This window comes from Halobacillus hunanensis, from assembly GCF_900166655.1.
GTDB lineage: Bacteria > Bacillota > Bacilli > Bacillales > Halobacillaceae > Halobacillus_A > Halobacillus_A hunanensis.
In genome coordinates this window covers 777,185-795,315 of the sequence record NZ_FVZB01000007.1, presented here as the reverse complement: position 1 = coordinate 795,315, position 18,131 = coordinate 777,185, and the positions used below count along the sequence as shown (strand labels likewise).

Below are 18,131 nucleotides of genomic sequence, written 5' to 3'. Positions count from 1 at the left end.
TGAGCAGGGGGCACATATATGAAATACCAAATGACACATCTAGAAGACGATATAAAGAAATTATTAGAAAGCATCCACATTCTACAACCAAAAGATTTAGATATCTTCATAATTGCCAAACGGCTGGGTGTTGATCTTACTTTCACTGATCAACCTAGTCATTACCAAGGAAATGCGATCATGCTTAATGTATATCTAAGCAGAGAAGAGCTTTGGAGAGAATTTGCTCATGAACTTTGTCACGTACTAAGACATGCTGGAAATCAACTATTCATGCCAATAGACCTTTTTAGGATGCAAGAGTCTCAGGCGAATAACTTTGCTTTACAATTTTGCATTCCTACATTTATGCTACAACAAATTGAATTACCTTATGATATTTATGAAGCAACGCATATTGTTAAGAGGGCATTCAATGTCACACCTCACTTTGCTTTGAGGAGACTTCGGCACTACGAAAACCAAATCATCAAAGAACGCATGCATAATGAGTTCATTTGAAATTGTACCGAAACAGTAGCTGAAATAAATTAAGGTACCAATGGAGGTGTTTAAATAATGGCTTCTTATACAAAGGTAAGAGCTAAAAATAAGAAGGGCTATACATGGAAGGTTTCGATTGAAGCAGGAATCAATCCCGAAACAGGTAAAAGAAAACAAATCACTAGGCGAGGTTTTAAAACTAGAAAAGAGGCTGAAAATGAAGTAGCAAATATCCTTAACAAACTGGAAAATGAAGAATACTTTACGGAGAAAAAAATATACCTTAAGGAATTTATCCTGGAGTGGCTAGAAGTATCAGCGAAGCAAACCGTAAAATCTTCTACATTAAATGGGTACAGGAGCGCCATTCAATCTAGAATTATCCCTAAATTTGGTAATGCAAGGATTAAGGACCTTAAACCAACCATGTTCTTAAGGTATTATAATGAATTAATTGAAGAAGGTATTAGTGAAGAGTACATTCAGTATATTCATGTTATTTTAAAACACTCATTAAGTTTTGCAGTAAAATGGCAATATGTTAAGCAAAATCCTATGACTAATGTATCTCCCCCTTCAAGAAGAAGAAAAAAAGTGAACACTTGGTCAATAGAAGAGTGTCAAAAGTTCCTTAGGCTTCAAAAAAAACATAACAAAATACATCGGTACATGCTTTATTACCTTGCTATTTTTACCGGGATGCGTCGAGGTGAAATCCTTGGTCTTCAATGGTCAGATATTAATTTTGAAAACCATGTTATTTCTATTACCAAATCCTTATATTATATAAGTGGCAAGGGAATTACTCAGCAACACCCTAAAACCGATTCAGGTATGAGAACCATCGCTCTGTCTGAATCAGTCATTATAGCATTAAGTCAATACCGAAAAGAGAAAAAGGCACAACTTTTCCGTGCCGGAATGAAACTTACGCCTTCCTGTTATGTGATTTCTGATAATGGGAGCTCTCCTATTAACCCACAAACGGTTCACAAATTCTTTTTATATGATATAAAGCGGTCTGAAGTACCACGGATTAGATTCCATGATCTCCGTCATACTCATGCAACAATTATGCTTCAGTTAGGAGAACACGCTAAAGTTGTTTCTGAAAGGTTAGGCCACGCCGATGTACAGACTACACTAAACTTATATAGTCATGTTACTCCTAACATGCAAAAAGATTCAGCAATAAGATTTGATGAGGCGTTCAAAAACATCCATTTGCAATAAATGTGGTCAAATTGTGGTCAGTTATAAAAGAAATAAGCGCTAACTCCTATTAAATGAGGGGTTAGCGCATAAAGTTTCTTACATCACTCGTTTAAACATTTTCTCCATTTCATATTCTGAGAAAAATACAATAATCGGACGGCCGTGAGGACACGTAAATGGATCAGTTGAAGTGCGTAAATCTTCAAGTAACCGAAACATATCCGACTGATTTAAATAATGATTGGCTTTAATTGATCGTTTGCATGACATGAGGATCGCTGCTTCTTCACGCAGCTTACCGACGTGAATACGCTCTTCACTCATTAATTGTTCCACCATTTCGTGAATCACTTCTTCCTCAAAACCCTTCGGAAACCATTGGGGGTGTGAGCGGATTATATAGCTGTTTTCGCCGAAAGGTTCAAAAAAAAGCCCCACCTTCTCTAAGTCTTCTTTATATTCCTCGATTCGCAAAGCTTCATGTCTTTGAAACTCAAACGTCATAGGCACAAGCAGCTCTTGTACTTCTTGTGAGACCTCTCCAATTCGATCCCGAAAGAACTCATACTTTATGCGTTCCTGAGCTGCATGCTGATCGACAATATACATCCCTTCTTCATTTTGAGCGAGAATATATGTTCCATGAAGCTGCCCGATCGGATACATAGTGGGTACTCTGTGCTGCTCCTTATTGCTTTCATCACTAACAGAAGGATTGGTTTCTGTCTTCTGAGATTCACGTGCTAGTTCCTGTTCTGGCTGCATTTCCCTTATAACCGCGTGCTGTTCCTCCATAAAGGAGTTCGATTCTGGGATTGATTCTGAAGGTTCATCAGGCCTCGGCCTTTGCTCTTGCTCTGGGTGCCTTGCTTCAGAAAAATCAAAACTAGCCTGATTACTGTAAGGTTTCACCGGTTTCTTTTCCTCTTGGTGTTTTACCTGAGGAATTAATGTTTGTTTCCGGAAAGACTCACGGATCGTTGATTCAACAGTCTCGTAGAGTTCTTTTTCTTTACTAAAACGCACTTCTAACTTCGCCGGATGAACGTTCACATCAACTAGAATCGGGTCCATTTCTATTTTTAAAATAACAATCGGGCTTTTTCCGATTGGCAGCAGCGTATGATAACCTTGCTGAATGGCTTTATTAAGAGGGATATTACGTATAAATCTATCGTTGATGATGGTAGACATATAGTTCCTTGAGGCCCGGTATACCTCTGGTTTTGCAATGTAACCTGTGATTTTAAAATCCAGTGTTTCTGCTTCAATCGGAATCATCTGCCTGGCTACTTTCATGCCATATACTTGGGCGATCACTTGCAGAAGGTCACCACGCCCATTTGTTCTGAATAATTCTTTTTCATTATGAATGCATGTAAACTTAATATCAGGATGGGCTAAAGCCATGCGGTTCAACACATCGGTAATATGACCAAGTTCGGTATGGATCGTTTTCATATATTTTAATCGGGCGGGTGTATTATAGAAAAGCTCCTCTACTAAAATCTCGGTTCCCTGCCTGGCATCACTTTTTGCTTCTTCTATGATCTTGCCGCCTTCGAACTTCATCTTCGTGCCCGCTTCAGAACCCGTTGACGTTTGTAAAGTCAGGCGGCTGACCGCGGCTATACTGGCAAGAGCCTCGCCGCGGAAGCCTAGCGTACGAACGTGGAACAGGTCGTTTTCATCGAGGATCTTACTCGTTGCATGACGATGAAAAGCCCTTTTAGCATCATCCTGTTCCATCCCATACCCGTTATCGCTTATGCGAATCGACTGTAAGCCTGCTTCAATAAGCTCAATAGTTATCCAGGTGCTGCCGGCATCAATACTGTTTTCTACGAGCTCTTTTACGACGGAAGCTGGCCGCTCAACGACTTCCCCCGCGGCAATTTTGTTTGCTAAATGGTCAGGCATTAATTGAATTCGGCCCACGTATGACCCTCCTTGTTACGACTTGATCTGGTTTTGCAGGCGATGGAGCTCATTCATCGCGTCCATTGGAGTCATTTGCATCAAGTTTAACTTCTTAAGTTGTTTCTCAATCGCTGAGGACTGTGGCTGCTTTGAAGGATTAGTTTCTTCTACAAATAAACTTAATTGCTCTTCTTCGCTTGAAGCTGCAACTTCCGGATTTGCATTTTCTAAGTGATCTAGTAAGAACGTAGCTCGTTCAATAAGTGAATCCGGCAAATCTGCCAGCTTGGCCACATGAATGCCATAGCTCTGATCGGCTGCGCCTTCTTGAATTTGGTGAAGGAAAACGACATTTCCTTCGTATTCTTCTGCGCGCACGTGAATGTTTTTCAATCGATCCAGCTGATCGGAGAGTGACGTTAATTCATGATAATGGGTGGAAAATAAAGTCTTGGCTCGAACTTTTTCGTGTATATGTTCTACTATAGCCTGCGCCAGAGCCATTCCATCATACGTGCTTGTCCCTCGTCCAATCTCATCGAGCAAAATCATGCTTTGTTCGGTCGCATGGCTGAGAGCATGATTCGCTTCAAGCATTTCCACCATAAAGGTACTTTGTCCTGACACAAGGTCGTCTGCGGCACCAATCCTCGTGAAGATTTGATCAAACACAGGTAATTCGGCTGATTCACATGGAACAAAACTTCCCATTTGAGCCATAATGGCTGTCAAAGCAAGCTGCCTCATATACGTGCTTTTTCCAGACATATTCGGTCCCGTTATCAGCAACATGTCTGTCGTATCATCCATATAGATATCGTTCGGAACAAACGATTCTCCCTTCATAACTTGCTCTACTACGGGGTGTCTTCCCTGTTTAACATCAATCACTCGGTCATGACCAAAAGTTGGCCGATGGTAATCGTTCTGATCTGCACTCTCGGCAAACCCTTGAAGAACATCGATACAGCTAATCTGCTCAGCCAGATTTTGCAAAGATTGAACAAAATCTTTAACACGTTCACGCACTTCGACGAAAAGCTGATATTCGAGCTCTACGCTTTTCTCCTGGGCTTCTAAAATAAGTGTTTCTTTTTCTTTTAACTCAGGGGTAATATATCGCTCTGCATTCGTTAACGTTTGCTTACGTTCGTAACGGCCTTCTGGAAGATGAGAAAGGTTGGCTTTCGTTACTTCAATATAATAGCCAAATACACGGTTGTATCCTATTTTTAATGATTTAATTCCCGTTTCCTGCCGTTCTTTCCCTTCAAGCTCAGCGATCCACTTTCTTCCGTTTTTGGAGGCATCCCGATATTCATCAAGCTGAGCATGATAACCATCTCGAATCATGCCCCCCTCTTTTATCGTAATCGGCGGATCATCTGCTAAACTAGCTTCTAACAGTTCTTTTAAAGAAGTAAGCGGATCAATTTCCTGATAAAGTTTTGCAAGAGAAGGATGGTTGAATTGCTCAAGCGTCTCTAATATATCAGGGATTTTGGTCAGTGAATTACGCAGCTGAATCAAGTCTCTTGCATTGACATTGCCAAAAGCTACCCTGCCTGCTAATCGCTCTAGATCATACACAGATGTCAGCTGTTCACGGAGTGCTTCCCGTTCGAAAAATTGCTGCAGCAACCCTTCAACTTGATCATGCCTTGTCTTAATCTGCTCCTGAGAAAGAAGTGGACGTTCAAGCCACTTCTTCAACATCCGGGCACCCATGGAGGTAATCGTATAATCAAGCACAGACAGCAAACTGCCTTTCTTCCCTTGTTTTCTTAACGTTTCCACGAGTTCTAAATTTCGTTTCGAATACATATCCAATGACATATATTCATTTAATTCAATGGGTTGAACCGGGCGCAAATGGTCAAGGGCACGCTTCTGAGTGTGTTCAATATAATGAAGCAAACGTCCGAACCCTTCTATGAATTTATCCTGATGAACGGATTCTATCAGATGACTAAATCCTTCTTGGATGTCAAATTGGTCGCAATAAGAGATCGTATAGCCTAATCGCTCTTTCAGCAATTGTTGGCGCTCCTCATCGAAGTCACTGGCAATCACCACTTCTTTAACCGGTCGATTAAAAAGCTCACTCAACACAGCATCGAAACCAGTTGAAATCAGGGCGATGCTGTTCTCACCTGTCGTGAGATCGTTGTAACTAACTGTGAATGTTCCATCCTTGAATGCTGTTACAGAAGCGAGATAATTGTTTTCCTTTTCATCAAGCATACTCCCTTCCATCACAGTACCTGGTGTAATGAGCTGAACGACTTCCCGTTTGACGACGCCTTTTGCGGATTTGGGATCTTCAACTTGCTCACATATTGCTACCTTGAATCCTTTATCAATTAGCTGCCCTATGTAACTTTCAGCTGAGTGGTATGGGACACCACACATCGGAATGCGATCCTTATCTCCTCCATCGCGACTCGTCAGCGTGATCTCAAGCTCTTTCGATGCACTTAGTGCATCATTAAAAAACATTTCATAAAAGTCACCTAATCTAAAAAATAAAAAAGCATCCTTATAGTCTGCTTTTATTTTCAAATATTGTTGCATCATGGGTGTGTATTGTGCCATTCTTATAGTCCTCCAAAGCGTACGAAATTCAATATACCGTCATTATATCACATATTTTGCCGGCCTTTTAATGAAAGAATCGTGCTAAAAAATGCAAAAAAAAATGCCCCGCTGAGTCAGCAAGGACATTTACGATTACTCTTCACTACTGCTGCTAGGAAGAAAATCTGTTTCAATATCTGAGAAGTCATCGGATGATAATTCAAATTCGTAATCATCATCTCTCTCACAGCCATGAGGATTAACCTTAACACACAGCTTTGTTTCACCAATCACATCAACGATAAACTCTCTTTCTACTTCAACACAAATTTTCTGTCCTTGTGCGGTAATCTTGCATTCTAAACAATTAGGCTGCTGAACTGCTTTTGCTACCACTTCTAAATGATCATTGATACAATTCTCATCTTTTACTGCTAGGCGAACATGATCACAATAGTTTACACGTTCGGTTACAACTTCTGTCTTTGTATTATCATTGTAAGAGTACCAAACGTTTATGTCGTAACTTCCTGAAACCTCTACATGGTCGCCTTTCTTCTTGGCATTGTAGATATGATTGATAACCCAGCAACCTAAAATACTGGATGGACGATGAGATGGGCTAATCGTGTTTGTTGCTTCGGTAAACTTCTTCCCTTTTCCACATACAGCCTTCGTAATAATTTCACGGTACTCCCGCTCAAAGAATGACATAGCAACACTCCTCCTTAATCTACAGCCCATTCTATGCAAGTCATGGGCGAATGGTGAATACAAAAAAAGAATCGATGACTTCAAATCGTTTGTACTCCCATCCTATGCAAACGCCCAAGAAATTGTACCAAGAAAAGCGAAAGTGCCTTGGTCAGACTCGAATAGCATAAGCGAAGCACTACAGAAAAACATTCTCATAGGGCTTGCGATCAGGTTATGATCAAATACGCTCCGATTTTAAATATTTAGCTCGGATTCATTAAGAGAACGCTCCATTCTACTAGAGAAAAGCTCTCCTCTTGCAACAATAGCTCACTTCTTTAAAAATATCTTGATACAATAAAAAACCGCCGGAGAAAAATATCCGGCGGTTTCTATTAGATTAGTGGCCACATGCTTCATCTTTTTGCTTAGAGCCTGTCTCTCCACTTAGTAAATCTCCACCTGTTGAGCGGATCACTTCATTTGTCACTTCGCGGGAGATCGTACTGGAAATCATCTGCAAAATATCATTAATAACCAGCTGTGACTCTTTGAATTCTGCTACAACTGGGATGCTATCCAGTTCGTCCTGCAGGCGGTCAATTTCTTTTTCTACTTTTTCAAGTGCTTCAGTTTTGCCATAAGCTTGAAAGTTAACAGCCTGTTTTTGCAACGCTTTTATTTTCTTAATGTGGTCTTGAACTTTCTTGTTATCATTAAGCTTCGCTTCAAGCTGTTTAAAGCGGTCAATTTCTTCGATGTCTGCCATCATTTTTGCAAGCTTATGTGCTTCATCCACCACTTGTTTTCTGGTATACTGTGCCATTTATTTCACCTCTATAGTCTCTTCGACCATAACCCCATCTAAGGACCAGGTCTTCGCTTTATTAATTTTCACTTTCACGATGGTCCCTATGGATGAACGCGGACCTGTAAAATTTACCATTTTATTGCGCTTCGTATAACCTGCTAACACTTCACTATTTTTCTTACTTTCGCCTTCTACAAGCACTTCAACAACTTCGCCTTCATATTGTTTCATAGCTTCGGCCGCCTGATCATTCACAAGTTTATTCAGACGCTGCAGGCGATCTTTTTTCTCTTCCATAGATATATTATCTGTCATGCGAGCAGCAGGTGTACCGTCACGAGCTGAATAAATAAACGTATAGGCCGCTTCGAAACCAACTTCTTCGACAAGAGACATAGTGTCCTCAAATTGTTCTTTCGTTTCATTTGGGAACCCAACGATAATATCAGTGGTTAACGTTGCATCTGGCATAGCCTTGCGAATCTTGCGTACCAGCTCTAAATACTCTTCGCGAGAATATTTACGTCCCATAATTTTGAGAATGTCTGAGTTTCCAGATTGTACAGGAAGGTGAATGTGGTCAAGCATATTTCCGCCTTTTGCAAGAACCTCAATTAAGCGATCGTCAAAGTCACGCGGATGTGAGGTTGTAAACCGAATTCTTGGGATATCAATATCACGAAGTTCATCCATTAAGTCGCCCAGACCGTAATTCATTTCGAGGTCTTTCCCGTATGCATTTACGTTTTGTCCAAGGAGAGTAATCTCTTTATAGCCTTGAGCAGCTAAGTGACGGACTTCCTGAATGATGTCCTCCGGCAAACGGCTCCGTTCTTTTCCTCTAGTATAAGGTACAATACAATATGTACAGAACTTGTCACACCCGTACATAATGTTGACCCATCCTTTAATTTTCCCTTTACGGGAACGCGGAAGGTTTTCGATAATGTCGCCTTCTTTGGACCATACATCGATCACCATCTCTTTCCCAAACATTGCTTCTTTCACAAGTTGAGGCAGGCGGTGGATATTATGCGTTCCAAAGATCAAGTCAATGAATGGATGTTTTTTCAAAATCCTGTTTACGACGGATTCTTCCTGGGACATACATCCACATACACCAATGATCAAGTTAGGATTCTCAAGCTTCAATGGCTTCAGATGGCCAATTTCCCCAAACACTTTGTTCTCTGCATTTTCTCGAATAGCACAAGTGTTCAAGAGAATGATATCGGCTTCCTTCGTATCATTCGTGGACTCATATCCCATCTCTTCAAAAATCCCGGCCATCACTTCTGTATCATGCTCGTTCATTTGGCAGCCATACGTGCGAATCATGTATTTACGATCCTGCCCTATGTTATCCAAATCTTCTGGTATCGTGAAATCATAGTGAACCTTTACATCCTCTTTTCGGCGACGCTGCGCTTTTCTGAGAGAAGGCGGTTGATAGGTCGTTTCGAAATACTTCATAAAGTCTTCACTGCTTTTGTCTTTAATTCGATTAAGGTTATCCTGGTCGGATTTTACGTCCGCTGGAGTTCCCTGTCGAATTTGTGACGATTCTTTGCGTTGTTGTTCGTTCATGTCAATCTCCTTTCAAGCAGAGCTCTAACTGTCTCATTATATCAATTCTACATAAAAATATTAAGAGCTAACCGTAAATTGCAGATTTTTTTATTTTCATGATGAGGAAAGCCACTATGAAAAGTTTCATAGTGGCTCTATACAATCCTATAATATATTAAGTTTTTTGCCAACTTTTTCAAAAGCAGTCAAAGCTTCTTGAAGCTCTTCTTTTGAGTGTTCAGCTGTCACAATGGTGCGGATTCGTCCTTTTCCGCGTTGTACAGTCGGGAAGACAATGCCTTGTGCAAACACACCTTCTTCAAACAGCTCATCAGAGAATTTATGTGTCAGCGCGTCGTCACCGATCATGACCGGAGTAACAGGCGTTTCACTAATTCCTGTATCAAAGCCAAGCTTCTGCAACCCGTCTTTAAAGAATTTCGTATTGTCCCAAAGCTTCTCAATCAGTTCCGGTTCCTCCAGCAGCACATCAATGGCAGCATCGTTGGCTGCTGTTACTGCTGGTGGATGAGAGGTGCTGAATAGGAATGGGCGTCCTTTATGAATCAAGTATTCACGTAAGGTTTTCGTACTTGCTACATATCCACCCAGGACACCAATCGCTTTACTTAACGTTCCGACTTGAATATGAACACGGCCATCTAAATTGAAATGGTTAACGGTTCCGCGTCCGTTATCGCCCAATACACCACTTGCATGCGCATCATCAACCATAATTAAGGCATCATACTTTTCAGCGAGTTCAACGATCTTTGGAAGAGGGGCAATGTTTCCGTCCATAGAGAATACTCCGTCTGTTACGACAAGACGTGTACGGAAATCCGAACTTTCTATAAGCGCTTGCTCCAATGAATCCATGTCCACGTGTTTATAAATTTTACGCGAAGCCTTCGTCAGACGAATGCCATCGATGATCGAAGCATGGTTTAGTTCATCCGAGATCACGACATCCTGATCTGTTAAAATCGAGGAAAGCACGCCCTGGTTTGTCGTAAAACCAGATTGGAACACAAGAGCCGCTTCAGTATGCTTAAATTTGGCAAGTTTCTCTTCAAAATCTTCATGCATTTGCAAGGTACCTGCAATAGTCCGAACAGAACCTGTTCCTACCCCGTATTTTTCATTTGCTTCGTCGGCAGCTTTTTTCATTCGCGGATGGGATGTTAACCCTAAATAGTTATTCGAGGAAAGCTGAATGACCTCTTTTCCTTTAATAACTACCTTCGAACCTTGAGCCGATTCAAGCGGGATCAGTTTTCTAAACGTCCCTTCCTTTTTCATGTCATCTAATTGTTCCTGTAAATATTCAAATCCTTTCATGACCATCCTCCTTAAAAAGTTATGGGTGTAATACTACTTTACCGCATTTTCCTTCATTCATTAACTGGAATCCTTGTTCAAATTCTTCAAGGTCAAAATGATGAGTGATAATCGGCTTCACATCCACTTGTCCAGAGTGTAACAAACGGGAAACTTGCTGCCACGTTTCATACATCTTACGCCCTGTTATCCCTTGAACTTCAACTCCCTTAAACACAACGTCATTAGTAATATCAAGGGTGACGGGAGTAGTGGGAAGACTTAAAATTGAAACTCTTCCTCCATTTGTGATCATCTTAAAGCCCTGGTCCATAGCCACAGGATGACCGCTCATTTCACAAACGACATCTACACCATGTTGATCGGTTAATTTCTTAGCTTCTCCTACCGGGTCCGTCTCCCCGGAATTGATAGCGACGGTAGCCCCCATTTCTTTAGCTAATTCCAATCGATAAGAATTTAAATCAAATGCGAGCACTTGAGAGGCTCCGGCAGCTTTAGCGACCCCAACGGCCATTAAGCCAATTGGACCACAGCCGATAATTGCCACCGATTTACCAGCCACGTCACCGTTTAGCACGGTGTGAACGGCATTCCCCATCGGCTCCTGAATAGAAGCAATATCATTAGGCAGACCTTCTGGATTGCGCCATAGATTACTAGCAGGTAGGGCGACATATTCTGCAAAACACCCTTGTGTGTCAACTCCGATGATTTGAGTATTTTCACATATATGGTATTTTCCCGTCAGACATTGAGGACAATGACCACACACTAGATGGGTCTCCGCACTCACATAATCTCCAACGGAAAAATTGTCCACTGCATCTCCCACTTCAACAATTTCACCGGCAAATTCATGCCCAAACACATATGGCGGCTGAACTCTGCTTGCTGACCATTCATCCCAATTATAAATATGAACATCTGTCCCACAGATTGAGGTTGCTTTTACTCGAATAAGTACTTCATCAGCTTGGATAGTTGGTATAGAAACTTCACGAAGTTCCGCACCTTTTCCACGATGATGTTTTACAATTGCTTTCATTGTTCCATCCACAGAAAACACTCCTGTCTACTTGAATAAGGGTTAATCCCTTTTATATTCATAATAGTATCATGAATAACAAATACGTCAAATCATATCTGTCCTCTGTGAATGTACATTTGATTATCTGATAAAGCGCTTTCCTGATTTGCCAGCATCATGGCCTAATCCCGATCTTATGTATTCAGAAAATTACTTTTCATCCTTCAACACAAAAAAACCGCACCTGCTCTCAATTGAGCGTGCGGTTTCATGTCATATAATACATATAAAAAAGACGAATTTAACGAGGCTCGACAATTAACTTGATTGCCGTACGTTCCTCCTCATCAATCATGATATCGGTAAAGGCGGGAATACAAATGAGGTCAACACCACTAGGCGCAACAAACCCTCGTGCAATCGCAACCGCTTTCACGGCCTGGTTTAGCGCTCCTGCACCAATGGCTTGAATCTCTGCTGTTCCACGTTCCCGAATGACATTTGCCAGGGCTCCTGCTACTGAATTAGGTACGGATTTAGCTGATACTTTTAATATTTCCATTACTAGCTCCTCCTTCATTCACTATAGTTGTTCCATAACCACTATATTCTTGGGAGATGTAGAATATTCCCTTTTCATTATGCAGGAACTTTTCGCAAAATTCAAACAATCAACCGAAAAACGGATGGTCCTCGTTAATTTGAATCCGTTTCACCTTTGTTGCACGGCCGTTTGTTTCATCCACATCTACCAAAAAACCACTTAATTGTGTTCTTCCCGTCTTAGGAACTTCAAAACGTACCGGCAAATTTGTTAAAAATCTTTTTAATACGGCTTCACGCTCCATACCAAGAATTCCGTCATAGGGTCCCGTCATGCCTACATCAGAAATATAGGCAGTTCCATTGGGTAAAATGCGCTCATCAGCCGTTTGTATATGAGTATGAGTTCCGACATTCACGCTGACCCTTCCGTCTACGTACCAGCCCATCGCTTGTTTTTCACTCGTTGCTTCAGCATGAAAGTCGAGAAAGATAATCGGTGTTCGCTTTTTGGCTTCCTCAATTAACTCATCAATTTTCCGAAATGGATCATCGTTTGGTGCTAGGAACGTGCGGCCTTGTAAGTTGATTACCGCTACTTCAGCTTTAGGTGTCTTTACGTACGTAATCCCTTTCCCGGGTGTTCCCTCGGGGAAATTTGCTGGTCGAACTAAATAGTCGGCATGGTCAATAAATTCAAATACTTCACGCTTATCCCACGAATGATTTCCCAGCGTAACGGCCTGTGCGCCTACTTCAAGGAACCTCCGATAAATCTTCTCTGTAATGCCTTTTCCCGCTGCTGCATTTTCACCGTTGATGATCGTAATCGTTGGCTGGTACTTCTGTTTTAATTTAGGAAGATATTCATCAACCATCGTGCGCCCTGGGGATCCTACAACATCACCTATAAATAATATTTTCATGATCGATTCCCTTCTCTAAAAAATTGTAAATGAATAACATGAAAATGAAGCGGCCCGTAAAGACCGCTTCATTTATTATTTCGCATATTCCACTGAACGTGTTTCACGAATGACTGTTACTTTAATATGGCCTGGATAATCAAGTTCATTCTCAATTTGATTACGAATATCCCTTGCCAGACTAGTCGCTGTTAAATCGTCAATTTCGTCCGGTCGAACAATGATCCGTACTTCACGTCCTGCTTGAATGGCAAATGACTTTTCTACACCGCCGTAAGATTCGCAAATCTCTTCAAGTTTCTCAAGACGTTTAATGTAGTTCTCAAGTGTTTCACTGCGTGCACCTGGACGTGCGGCTGACAGAGCATCAGCTGCAGCAACAAGTACAGCAATGATAGAAGTTGGTTCTTCGTCACCGTGGTGAGAAGCAATCGCGTTGATCACGACATCGTTCTCTTTATATTTGGAAGCTAATTCCTTACCAATTTCCACGTGACTTCCTTCCACCTCATGATCAATTGCTTTACCTATGTCATGCAATAGTCCTGCACGGCGTGCCAACGTTTCATCTTCTCCCAGCTCTGCAGCCAGAAGGCCGGATAAATACGCCACTTCAGTAGAATGCTTAAGAACATTTTGACCGTAGCTTGTACGATATTTCAGACGACCGAGAATTTTAATCAGGTCTGGATGCAAGCCATGCACCCCGATTTCAAAGGTCGTTTCCTCTCCAACCTCTCGAATGTAATCATCCACTTCACGTCGTGATTTATCAACCATCTCTTCAATACGTGCTGGATGTATCCTGCCATCCTGAACAAGTTTTTCTAAAGCCATACGTGCTGTTTCCCGACGAATAGGGTCAAACCCTGAAAGGATAACGGCTTCAGGAGTATCATCAATAATAAGATCAATGCCAGTAAGTGTCTCCAGGGTGCGGATATTTCGTCCTTCACGACCGATAATCCGTCCTTTCATTTCGTCGTTTGGCAAGTTTACTACTGATACTGTAGTCTCTGCAACGTGATCGGCAGCACAGCGCTGAAGGGCAAGTGAAAGAATGCTTTTCGCTTTCTTATCAGCTTCTTCTTTTGCACGGTTTTCGGCTTCCTTAACCATCAGTGCTGATTCATGAGATACTTCTTGTTCCACGCGTTCGAGAATAACCTGTTTCGCTTGGTCTGATGTAAGACCGGAGATTCGTTCAAGCTCTGTTTGCTGCTCTTGAAGCATCGCTTCCACTTTGCTTTCCGTTTCTTCAATTTGTTGTTGTCTTTCGGCAAGAGTCCCCTCTTTCTTTTCGAGTGATAATTCACGTTGATCTAAAGTTCCACTCTTACGATCAAGATTCTCTTCTTTCTGTGTTAATCGATTTTCAGTTTTCTGCAGCTCCATGCGGCGCTCGCGGATCTCGTTCTCTGCTTCCTGACGAAAGGTTTGATTTTCTTCTTTCGCTTCAAGAAGTGCTTCTTTCTTCGCAGATTCAGCATTGCGTCGGCCTTCTTCAACAATTTGTTTAGCAAGGTCCTCGGCACTTGAGATTTTAGCTTCCGCAATAGATTTCCGAATGAGATAACCAACAACAGAACCGACGATAAGGGCAAGCAAAATGAAGGCGATGGATAACATATCCATAGGTTCACCTCCTCTTGCTATAAACTTGGTCCGTTTGTCGGCATGTACAAACGATTCATTTTCAGTTTCATTACATTTTATATAAGGTATAAATATGAAAATGATACACATTCATTTTATGCTTTTAGAATGTAGAATGTCAAGGAATCGTCAAATCTAAGCCCCCACAAATCGAAATATTACAAACAGTCTGTCTATTATTTAGGAAACAGTGCTCCATGCGCAAGACTTTTAAGGAAGCTTCAACTAAGTTCGCTTTAAAAATAGCCCCTCTCTTCAAACGAGTGCGAGTGGCACGCATCTGAAGAAAGGGACTACATCTTTTAGTTATACATCAAGAGATTCCTGACTCTCAGAAACCTTTTCATTCTTTTCTGCAGAAGAGGCGTCGTCCATATCATAATGTGCACGAACTAATCCTTTAATTTCTTGATATACCTCTTCATTTTCCTTCAAGTATTTCTTGGCATTTTCTCGTCCTTGCCCCATTCTTTCATTATTGTAAGAATACCAGGAACCACTCTTTTGAACTAAGTCTAGATCCGTACCGATATCTAGTAATTCACCTTCTCTTGAAATTCCTTCTCCGTACATAATGTCAACTTCAGCTTTCTTGAATGGAGGGGCTACTTTGTTTTTAACGACTTTCAATCTGGTTTTGTTCCCCACCATTTCATCGCCTTGTTTCAAGGTTTCAGCTCGACGTACTTCCAGCCTTACAGATGAATAGAATTTAAGGGCACGACCACCAGGTGTTGTTTCAGGGTTCCCAAACATTACACCGACTTTTTCACGAATCTGGTTAATAAAGATCGCTGTCGTTTTTGATTTATTTATGGCACCGGACAGTTTTCTCAATGCTTGAGACATTAAACGTGCCTGAAGACCTACGTGAGCATCTCCCATTTCCCCTTCAATTTCTGCCTTTGGTACAAGTGCAGCTACTGAGTCCACTACTACCATATCTACAGCGCCGCTTCGTACAAGAGCTTCAGCAATTTCCAAAGCTTGCTCTCCCGTATCAGGCTGTGATAGCAATAGTTCCTCAATGTTTACTCCTAAAGCGCGAGCATAAACAGGATCAAGTGCATGTTCTGCATCTATGAAAGCCGCTTGTCCACCCTGTCGCTGGGCTTCAGCAATAGCATGAAGAGCTACTGTTGTTTTACCGGAGGATTCCGGTCCATATATCTCAACAATTCTTCCGCGGGGGTACCCGCCCACACCTAAAGCCACATCGAGGGCGAGAGACCCGCTGGATACCGTACTGACTCTCTGTTCAGCTTGTTCACCTAATTTCATAATAGACCCTTTACCAAATTGTTTCTCAATTTGTCTTAATGCCATATCTAATGCTTGTTTACGGTCACTCATAATATTCCCCTTTCAAAATTGCTACTCTAATCATAACTTGTTTTTGATCATTTGCCAACTAAAAAGCGAATAAATGTTCCCTTTTTTTATGACCGGAATTTACTCAGTTTTCATTTTTCCTCCAAACAAAAAATGAAATATTTAATAAGAAATTACAATAATTAAAGATTTATAGATCTTTTAAATAATGAAAGACCAGTTCATAGCCTTTTTTGACGGCTCGCAACCGCACTTTATCACGCCCGCCCTCAAAATGATACCTTTTTACAAGAGGAGCTCCACTGCCGATTTGAAGTGCAATAAAAACTACTCCTGGCTCCTGACCTTCGCTTTTGTCTGGTCCGGCAACCCCTGTAAAACTAATAGCTGCGTCCACATGTAAGCGTTTTTGAGACTGAATCGCCATGACCTTGGCACACTCTTCACTAATTGTGCCGTGTTGTGAAATGAGATCGGGCGGCACACCAATGACCTTTTCTTTAGCAGAAGGGGTATAAGCAACAAGACCGCCTTCACAAACTTCTGACGCTCCAGGCAGGGAAATAAGGCGTTCAATAAACTTCCCTCCTGTCAGACTTTCAGCAGAACCTAAGGTCAACCTGTTTTCCTTAAGTAAATCCCTAACCTTTTCTTCAATGGTAAGATCATCACTTCCATAATAAAATTCACCCACACGCTGCAAAATTTCCGCTTTTAACGCTGCTATTTTTGATTTGGATTCTGCACCTGAAGAAGTGAGCCTTAACCCAACTTCGCCTTCAGACGCAAGCGGCGCAATGGTCGGGTTAACCTGCTGGCTGATCATATCCTCGAGTTTATACTCTAGCGTCGACTCACCAATTCCGATAAACCTCAGCATTTCAGAAACGATTTCAGATTCTAATGAAAAAGTCTCTATTAAATATGGGAGAACCCTGTTCTCCATTAAACTTTTCATTTCTGAAGGTACACCCGGCAAGAACACAAATAAAGTCTGTTCGTGTTCCACTATCTGCCCAGGTGCCATTCCTTCTGGGTTAAGCAGGACTTTAGCATGTTCGAATACTAATGCCTGCTTGCGATTATTAGCAGTCATCTGACGGTTATTTTTTTTATAAACCGCCTCAATTTTTTTGAGTGTTTCCTCATGGATGACTAAGTTTTGTTTTAGCAAAGGCTTAACGGCATCACGCGTTAAATCGTCCTCTGTTGGACCCAATCCTCCGGTAACAATAATCACATCTGAACGTTCACTCGCCACTTTGATGGTTTTAACAGCTCGTTCCATGTTATCTCCAACAACGCCATGAAAATAAACTGAAGCACCATATTGAGCTAACTTCCTGGAAATCCATTGGGCATTCGTATTAGCGATTTGGCCTAATAAGAGTTCTGTCCCGACAGCTATGATCTCCGTCCTCATTTGGAATTCCTCATCACGTGCCAATTTTTCACGAAGTAGTCATAGCCTGATATGAAGGTAATAATTAGCGCCGCGTATAGGGCAATGGTTCCCATTGGGAATCCAATATAGGCGAAAGGCCAATTGTGCAAGAGAAGAAGGGAAATCGAAACAATTTGAATCCACGTCTTAAGTTTACCCATCTGACTGGCCGCCAGCACACTGCCTTCGCCTGCTGCGACCAGACGGAGACCTGTTACAGCAAATTCACGACTGATGATTACAATCACAATCCACGCTGGAGCTAGCCCGATTTCCACTAACAATATCAATGCCGCACTAACTAACAGCTTATCAGCTAAAGGATCGAGAAACTTCCCTAAGTTAGTGACAAGATTATGTTTACGAGCAATATATCCGTCTATCCAATCCGTGGTAGAAGCAATAATAAATAACAAAGCCCCTGCTAAATGGGAAATAGGCAGTACTGCATTGCCGATTTGGAGGCTCCCCCACTGAAAAGGTACACTCATCAACACAATAAAAATCGGAATAAGAAAAATTCTTGATAACGTAATCTTATTTGGTAAATTCACCTTAACTTCCACTCCTATCGTTTTAAAAACAGAA

General features: G+C 41.5%; 15 protein-coding genes. 2 read left to right on the top strand and 13 right to left on the bottom strand.

The genetic code is table 11. The features are described 5' to 3' along the window. Window positions 1–18: 18 nt before the first annotated feature. Window positions 19–501 carry an ImmA/IrrE family metallo-endopeptidase gene (locus B5354_RS16645; RefSeq protein WP_079529924.1) on the top strand — a complete coding sequence of 161 codons (483 nt, stop codon included), beginning with the start codon at window positions 19–21 and terminating at the stop codon, window positions 499–501. Between the two features lie 57 nt (window positions 502–558). Continuing rightward, window positions 559–1,716, top strand: a complete 1,158-nt coding sequence (locus B5354_RS16640) for a site-specific integrase (protein ID WP_079529923.1) — start codon at window positions 559–561, stop codon at window positions 1,714–1,716. Between the two features lie 78 nt (window positions 1,717–1,794). On the opposite strand, the gene mutL is transcribed toward B5354_RS16640, so the two are convergent. The 13 genes from mutL to pgsA form a co-directional block, all read right to left on the bottom strand. Further along, window positions 1,795–3,618: a DNA mismatch repair endonuclease MutL gene (mutL, locus tag B5354_RS16635; protein WP_079530618.1), complete on the bottom strand. Its 1,824-nt coding sequence runs from the start codon at window positions 3,616–3,618 to the stop codon at window positions 1,795–1,797. Between the two features lie 33 nt (window positions 3,619–3,651). Beyond that, window positions 3,652–6,213, bottom strand: coding sequence for a DNA mismatch repair protein MutS (gene mutS / locus B5354_RS16630; RefSeq protein ID WP_079529922.1), 2,562 nt, complete (start codon window positions 6,211–6,213; stop codon window positions 3,652–3,654). A gap of 135 nt (window positions 6,214–6,348) precedes the next feature. After that, window positions 6,349–6,909, bottom strand: a complete 561-nt coding sequence (locus tag B5354_RS16625) for an outer spore coat protein CotE (protein ID WP_079529921.1) — start codon at window positions 6,907–6,909, stop codon at window positions 6,349–6,351. A 382-nt stretch (window positions 6,910–7,291) separates the two neighbouring features. Beyond that, window positions 7,292–7,717, bottom strand: coding sequence for a YlbF/YmcA family competence regulator (locus B5354_RS16620; RefSeq protein WP_079529920.1), 426 nt, complete (start codon window positions 7,715–7,717; stop codon window positions 7,292–7,294). Next, window positions 7,718–9,289 (bottom strand): tRNA (N6-isopentenyl adenosine(37)-C2)-methylthiotransferase MiaB, encoded by a 1,572-nt coding sequence (miaB, locus tag B5354_RS16615; protein WP_079529919.1) that lies wholly within the window; start codon window positions 9,287–9,289, stop codon window positions 7,718–7,720. A 147-nt stretch (window positions 9,290–9,436) separates the two neighbouring features. Next, entirely contained in the window at window positions 9,437–10,612 is a 1,176-nt protein-coding gene (locus B5354_RS16610) for a glycine C-acetyltransferase (RefSeq protein ID WP_079529918.1), read from the bottom strand. 19 nt (window positions 10,613–10,631) lie between these two features. Then, window positions 10,632–11,672: an L-threonine 3-dehydrogenase gene (gene tdh, locus B5354_RS16605; RefSeq protein ID WP_176142522.1), complete on the bottom strand. Its 1,041-nt coding sequence runs from the start codon at window positions 11,670–11,672 to the stop codon at window positions 10,632–10,634. Window positions 11,673–11,943: 271 nt separating this feature from the next. Then, window positions 11,944–12,204, bottom strand: coding sequence for a stage V sporulation protein SpoVS (spoVS, locus tag B5354_RS16600; protein WP_079529917.1), 261 nt, complete (start codon window positions 12,202–12,204; stop codon window positions 11,944–11,946). A gap of 109 nt (window positions 12,205–12,313) precedes the next feature. After that, complete coding sequence (locus B5354_RS16595; protein WP_079529916.1) at window positions 12,314–13,111, bottom strand: TIGR00282 family metallophosphoesterase; 798 nt, start codon at window positions 13,109–13,111, stop codon at window positions 12,314–12,316. A gap of 75 nt (window positions 13,112–13,186) precedes the next feature. After that, on the bottom strand, window positions 13,187–14,746 hold the full coding sequence (gene rny, locus B5354_RS16590) for a ribonuclease Y (protein WP_079529915.1): 1,560 nt from the start codon (window positions 14,744–14,746) through the stop codon (window positions 13,187–13,189). A 327-nt stretch (window positions 14,747–15,073) separates the two neighbouring features. Then, on the bottom strand, window positions 15,074–16,120 hold the full coding sequence (gene recA / locus B5354_RS16585) for a recombinase RecA (protein ID WP_079529914.1): 1,047 nt from the start codon (window positions 16,118–16,120) through the stop codon (window positions 15,074–15,076). A gap of 169 nt (window positions 16,121–16,289) precedes the next feature. Next, the gene (locus B5354_RS16580; RefSeq protein WP_079529913.1) at window positions 16,290–17,522 is read right to left on the bottom strand and encodes a competence/damage-inducible protein A; all 1,233 of its coding nucleotides are present in this window, start codon (window positions 17,520–17,522) and stop codon (window positions 16,290–16,292) included. Next, window positions 17,519–18,097, bottom strand: coding sequence for a CDP-diacylglycerol--glycerol-3-phosphate 3-phosphatidyltransferase (pgsA, locus tag B5354_RS16575; RefSeq protein ID WP_079529912.1), 579 nt, complete (start codon window positions 18,095–18,097; stop codon window positions 17,519–17,521). Before pgsA ends, B5354_RS16580 begins: the two co-directional genes overlap by 4 nt. Between the last annotated feature and the right edge of the window lie 34 nt (window positions 18,098–18,131).

Coding starts and splice junctions, on each gene's coding strand:
- B5354_RS16645 (WP_079529924.1), top strand. CDS start 19: ATGAAATACCAAATGACACATCTAGAAGACGATATAAAGAAATTATTA.
- B5354_RS16640 (WP_079529923.1), top strand. CDS start 559: ATGGCTTCTTATACAAAGGTAAGAGCTAAAAATAAGAAGGGCTATACA.
- mutL (WP_079530618.1), bottom strand. CDS start 3,618: ATGCCTGACCATTTAGCAAACAAAATTGCCGCGGGGGAAGTCGTTGAG.
- mutS (WP_079529922.1), bottom strand. CDS start 6,213: ATGGCACAATACACACCCATGATGCAACAATATTTGAAAATAAAAGCA.
- B5354_RS16625 (WP_079529921.1), bottom strand. CDS start 6,909: ATGTCATTCTTTGAGCGGGAGTACCGTGAAATTATTACGAAGGCTGTA.
- B5354_RS16620 (WP_079529920.1), bottom strand. CDS start 7,717: ATGGCACAGTATACCAGAAAACAAGTGGTGGATGAAGCACATAAGCTT.
- miaB (WP_079529919.1), bottom strand. CDS start 9,289: ATGAACGAACAACAACGCAAAGAATCGTCACAAATTCGACAGGGAACT.
- B5354_RS16610 (WP_079529918.1), bottom strand. CDS start 10,612: ATGAAAGGATTTGAATATTTACAGGAACAATTAGATGACATGAAAAAG.
- spoVS (WP_079529917.1), bottom strand. CDS start 12,204: ATGGAAATATTAAAAGTATCAGCTAAATCCGTACCTAATTCAGTAGCA.
- B5354_RS16595 (WP_079529916.1), bottom strand. CDS start 13,111: ATGAAAATATTATTTATAGGTGATGTTGTAGGATCCCCAGGGCGCACG.
- rny (WP_079529915.1), bottom strand. CDS start 14,746: ATGGATATGTTATCCATCGCCTTCATTTTGCTTGCCCTTATCGTCGGT.
- recA (WP_079529914.1), bottom strand. CDS start 16,120: ATGAGTGACCGTAAACAAGCATTAGATATGGCATTAAGACAAATTGAG.
- B5354_RS16580 (WP_079529913.1), bottom strand. CDS start 17,522: ATGAGGACGGAGATCATAGCTGTCGGGACAGAACTCTTATTAGGCCAA.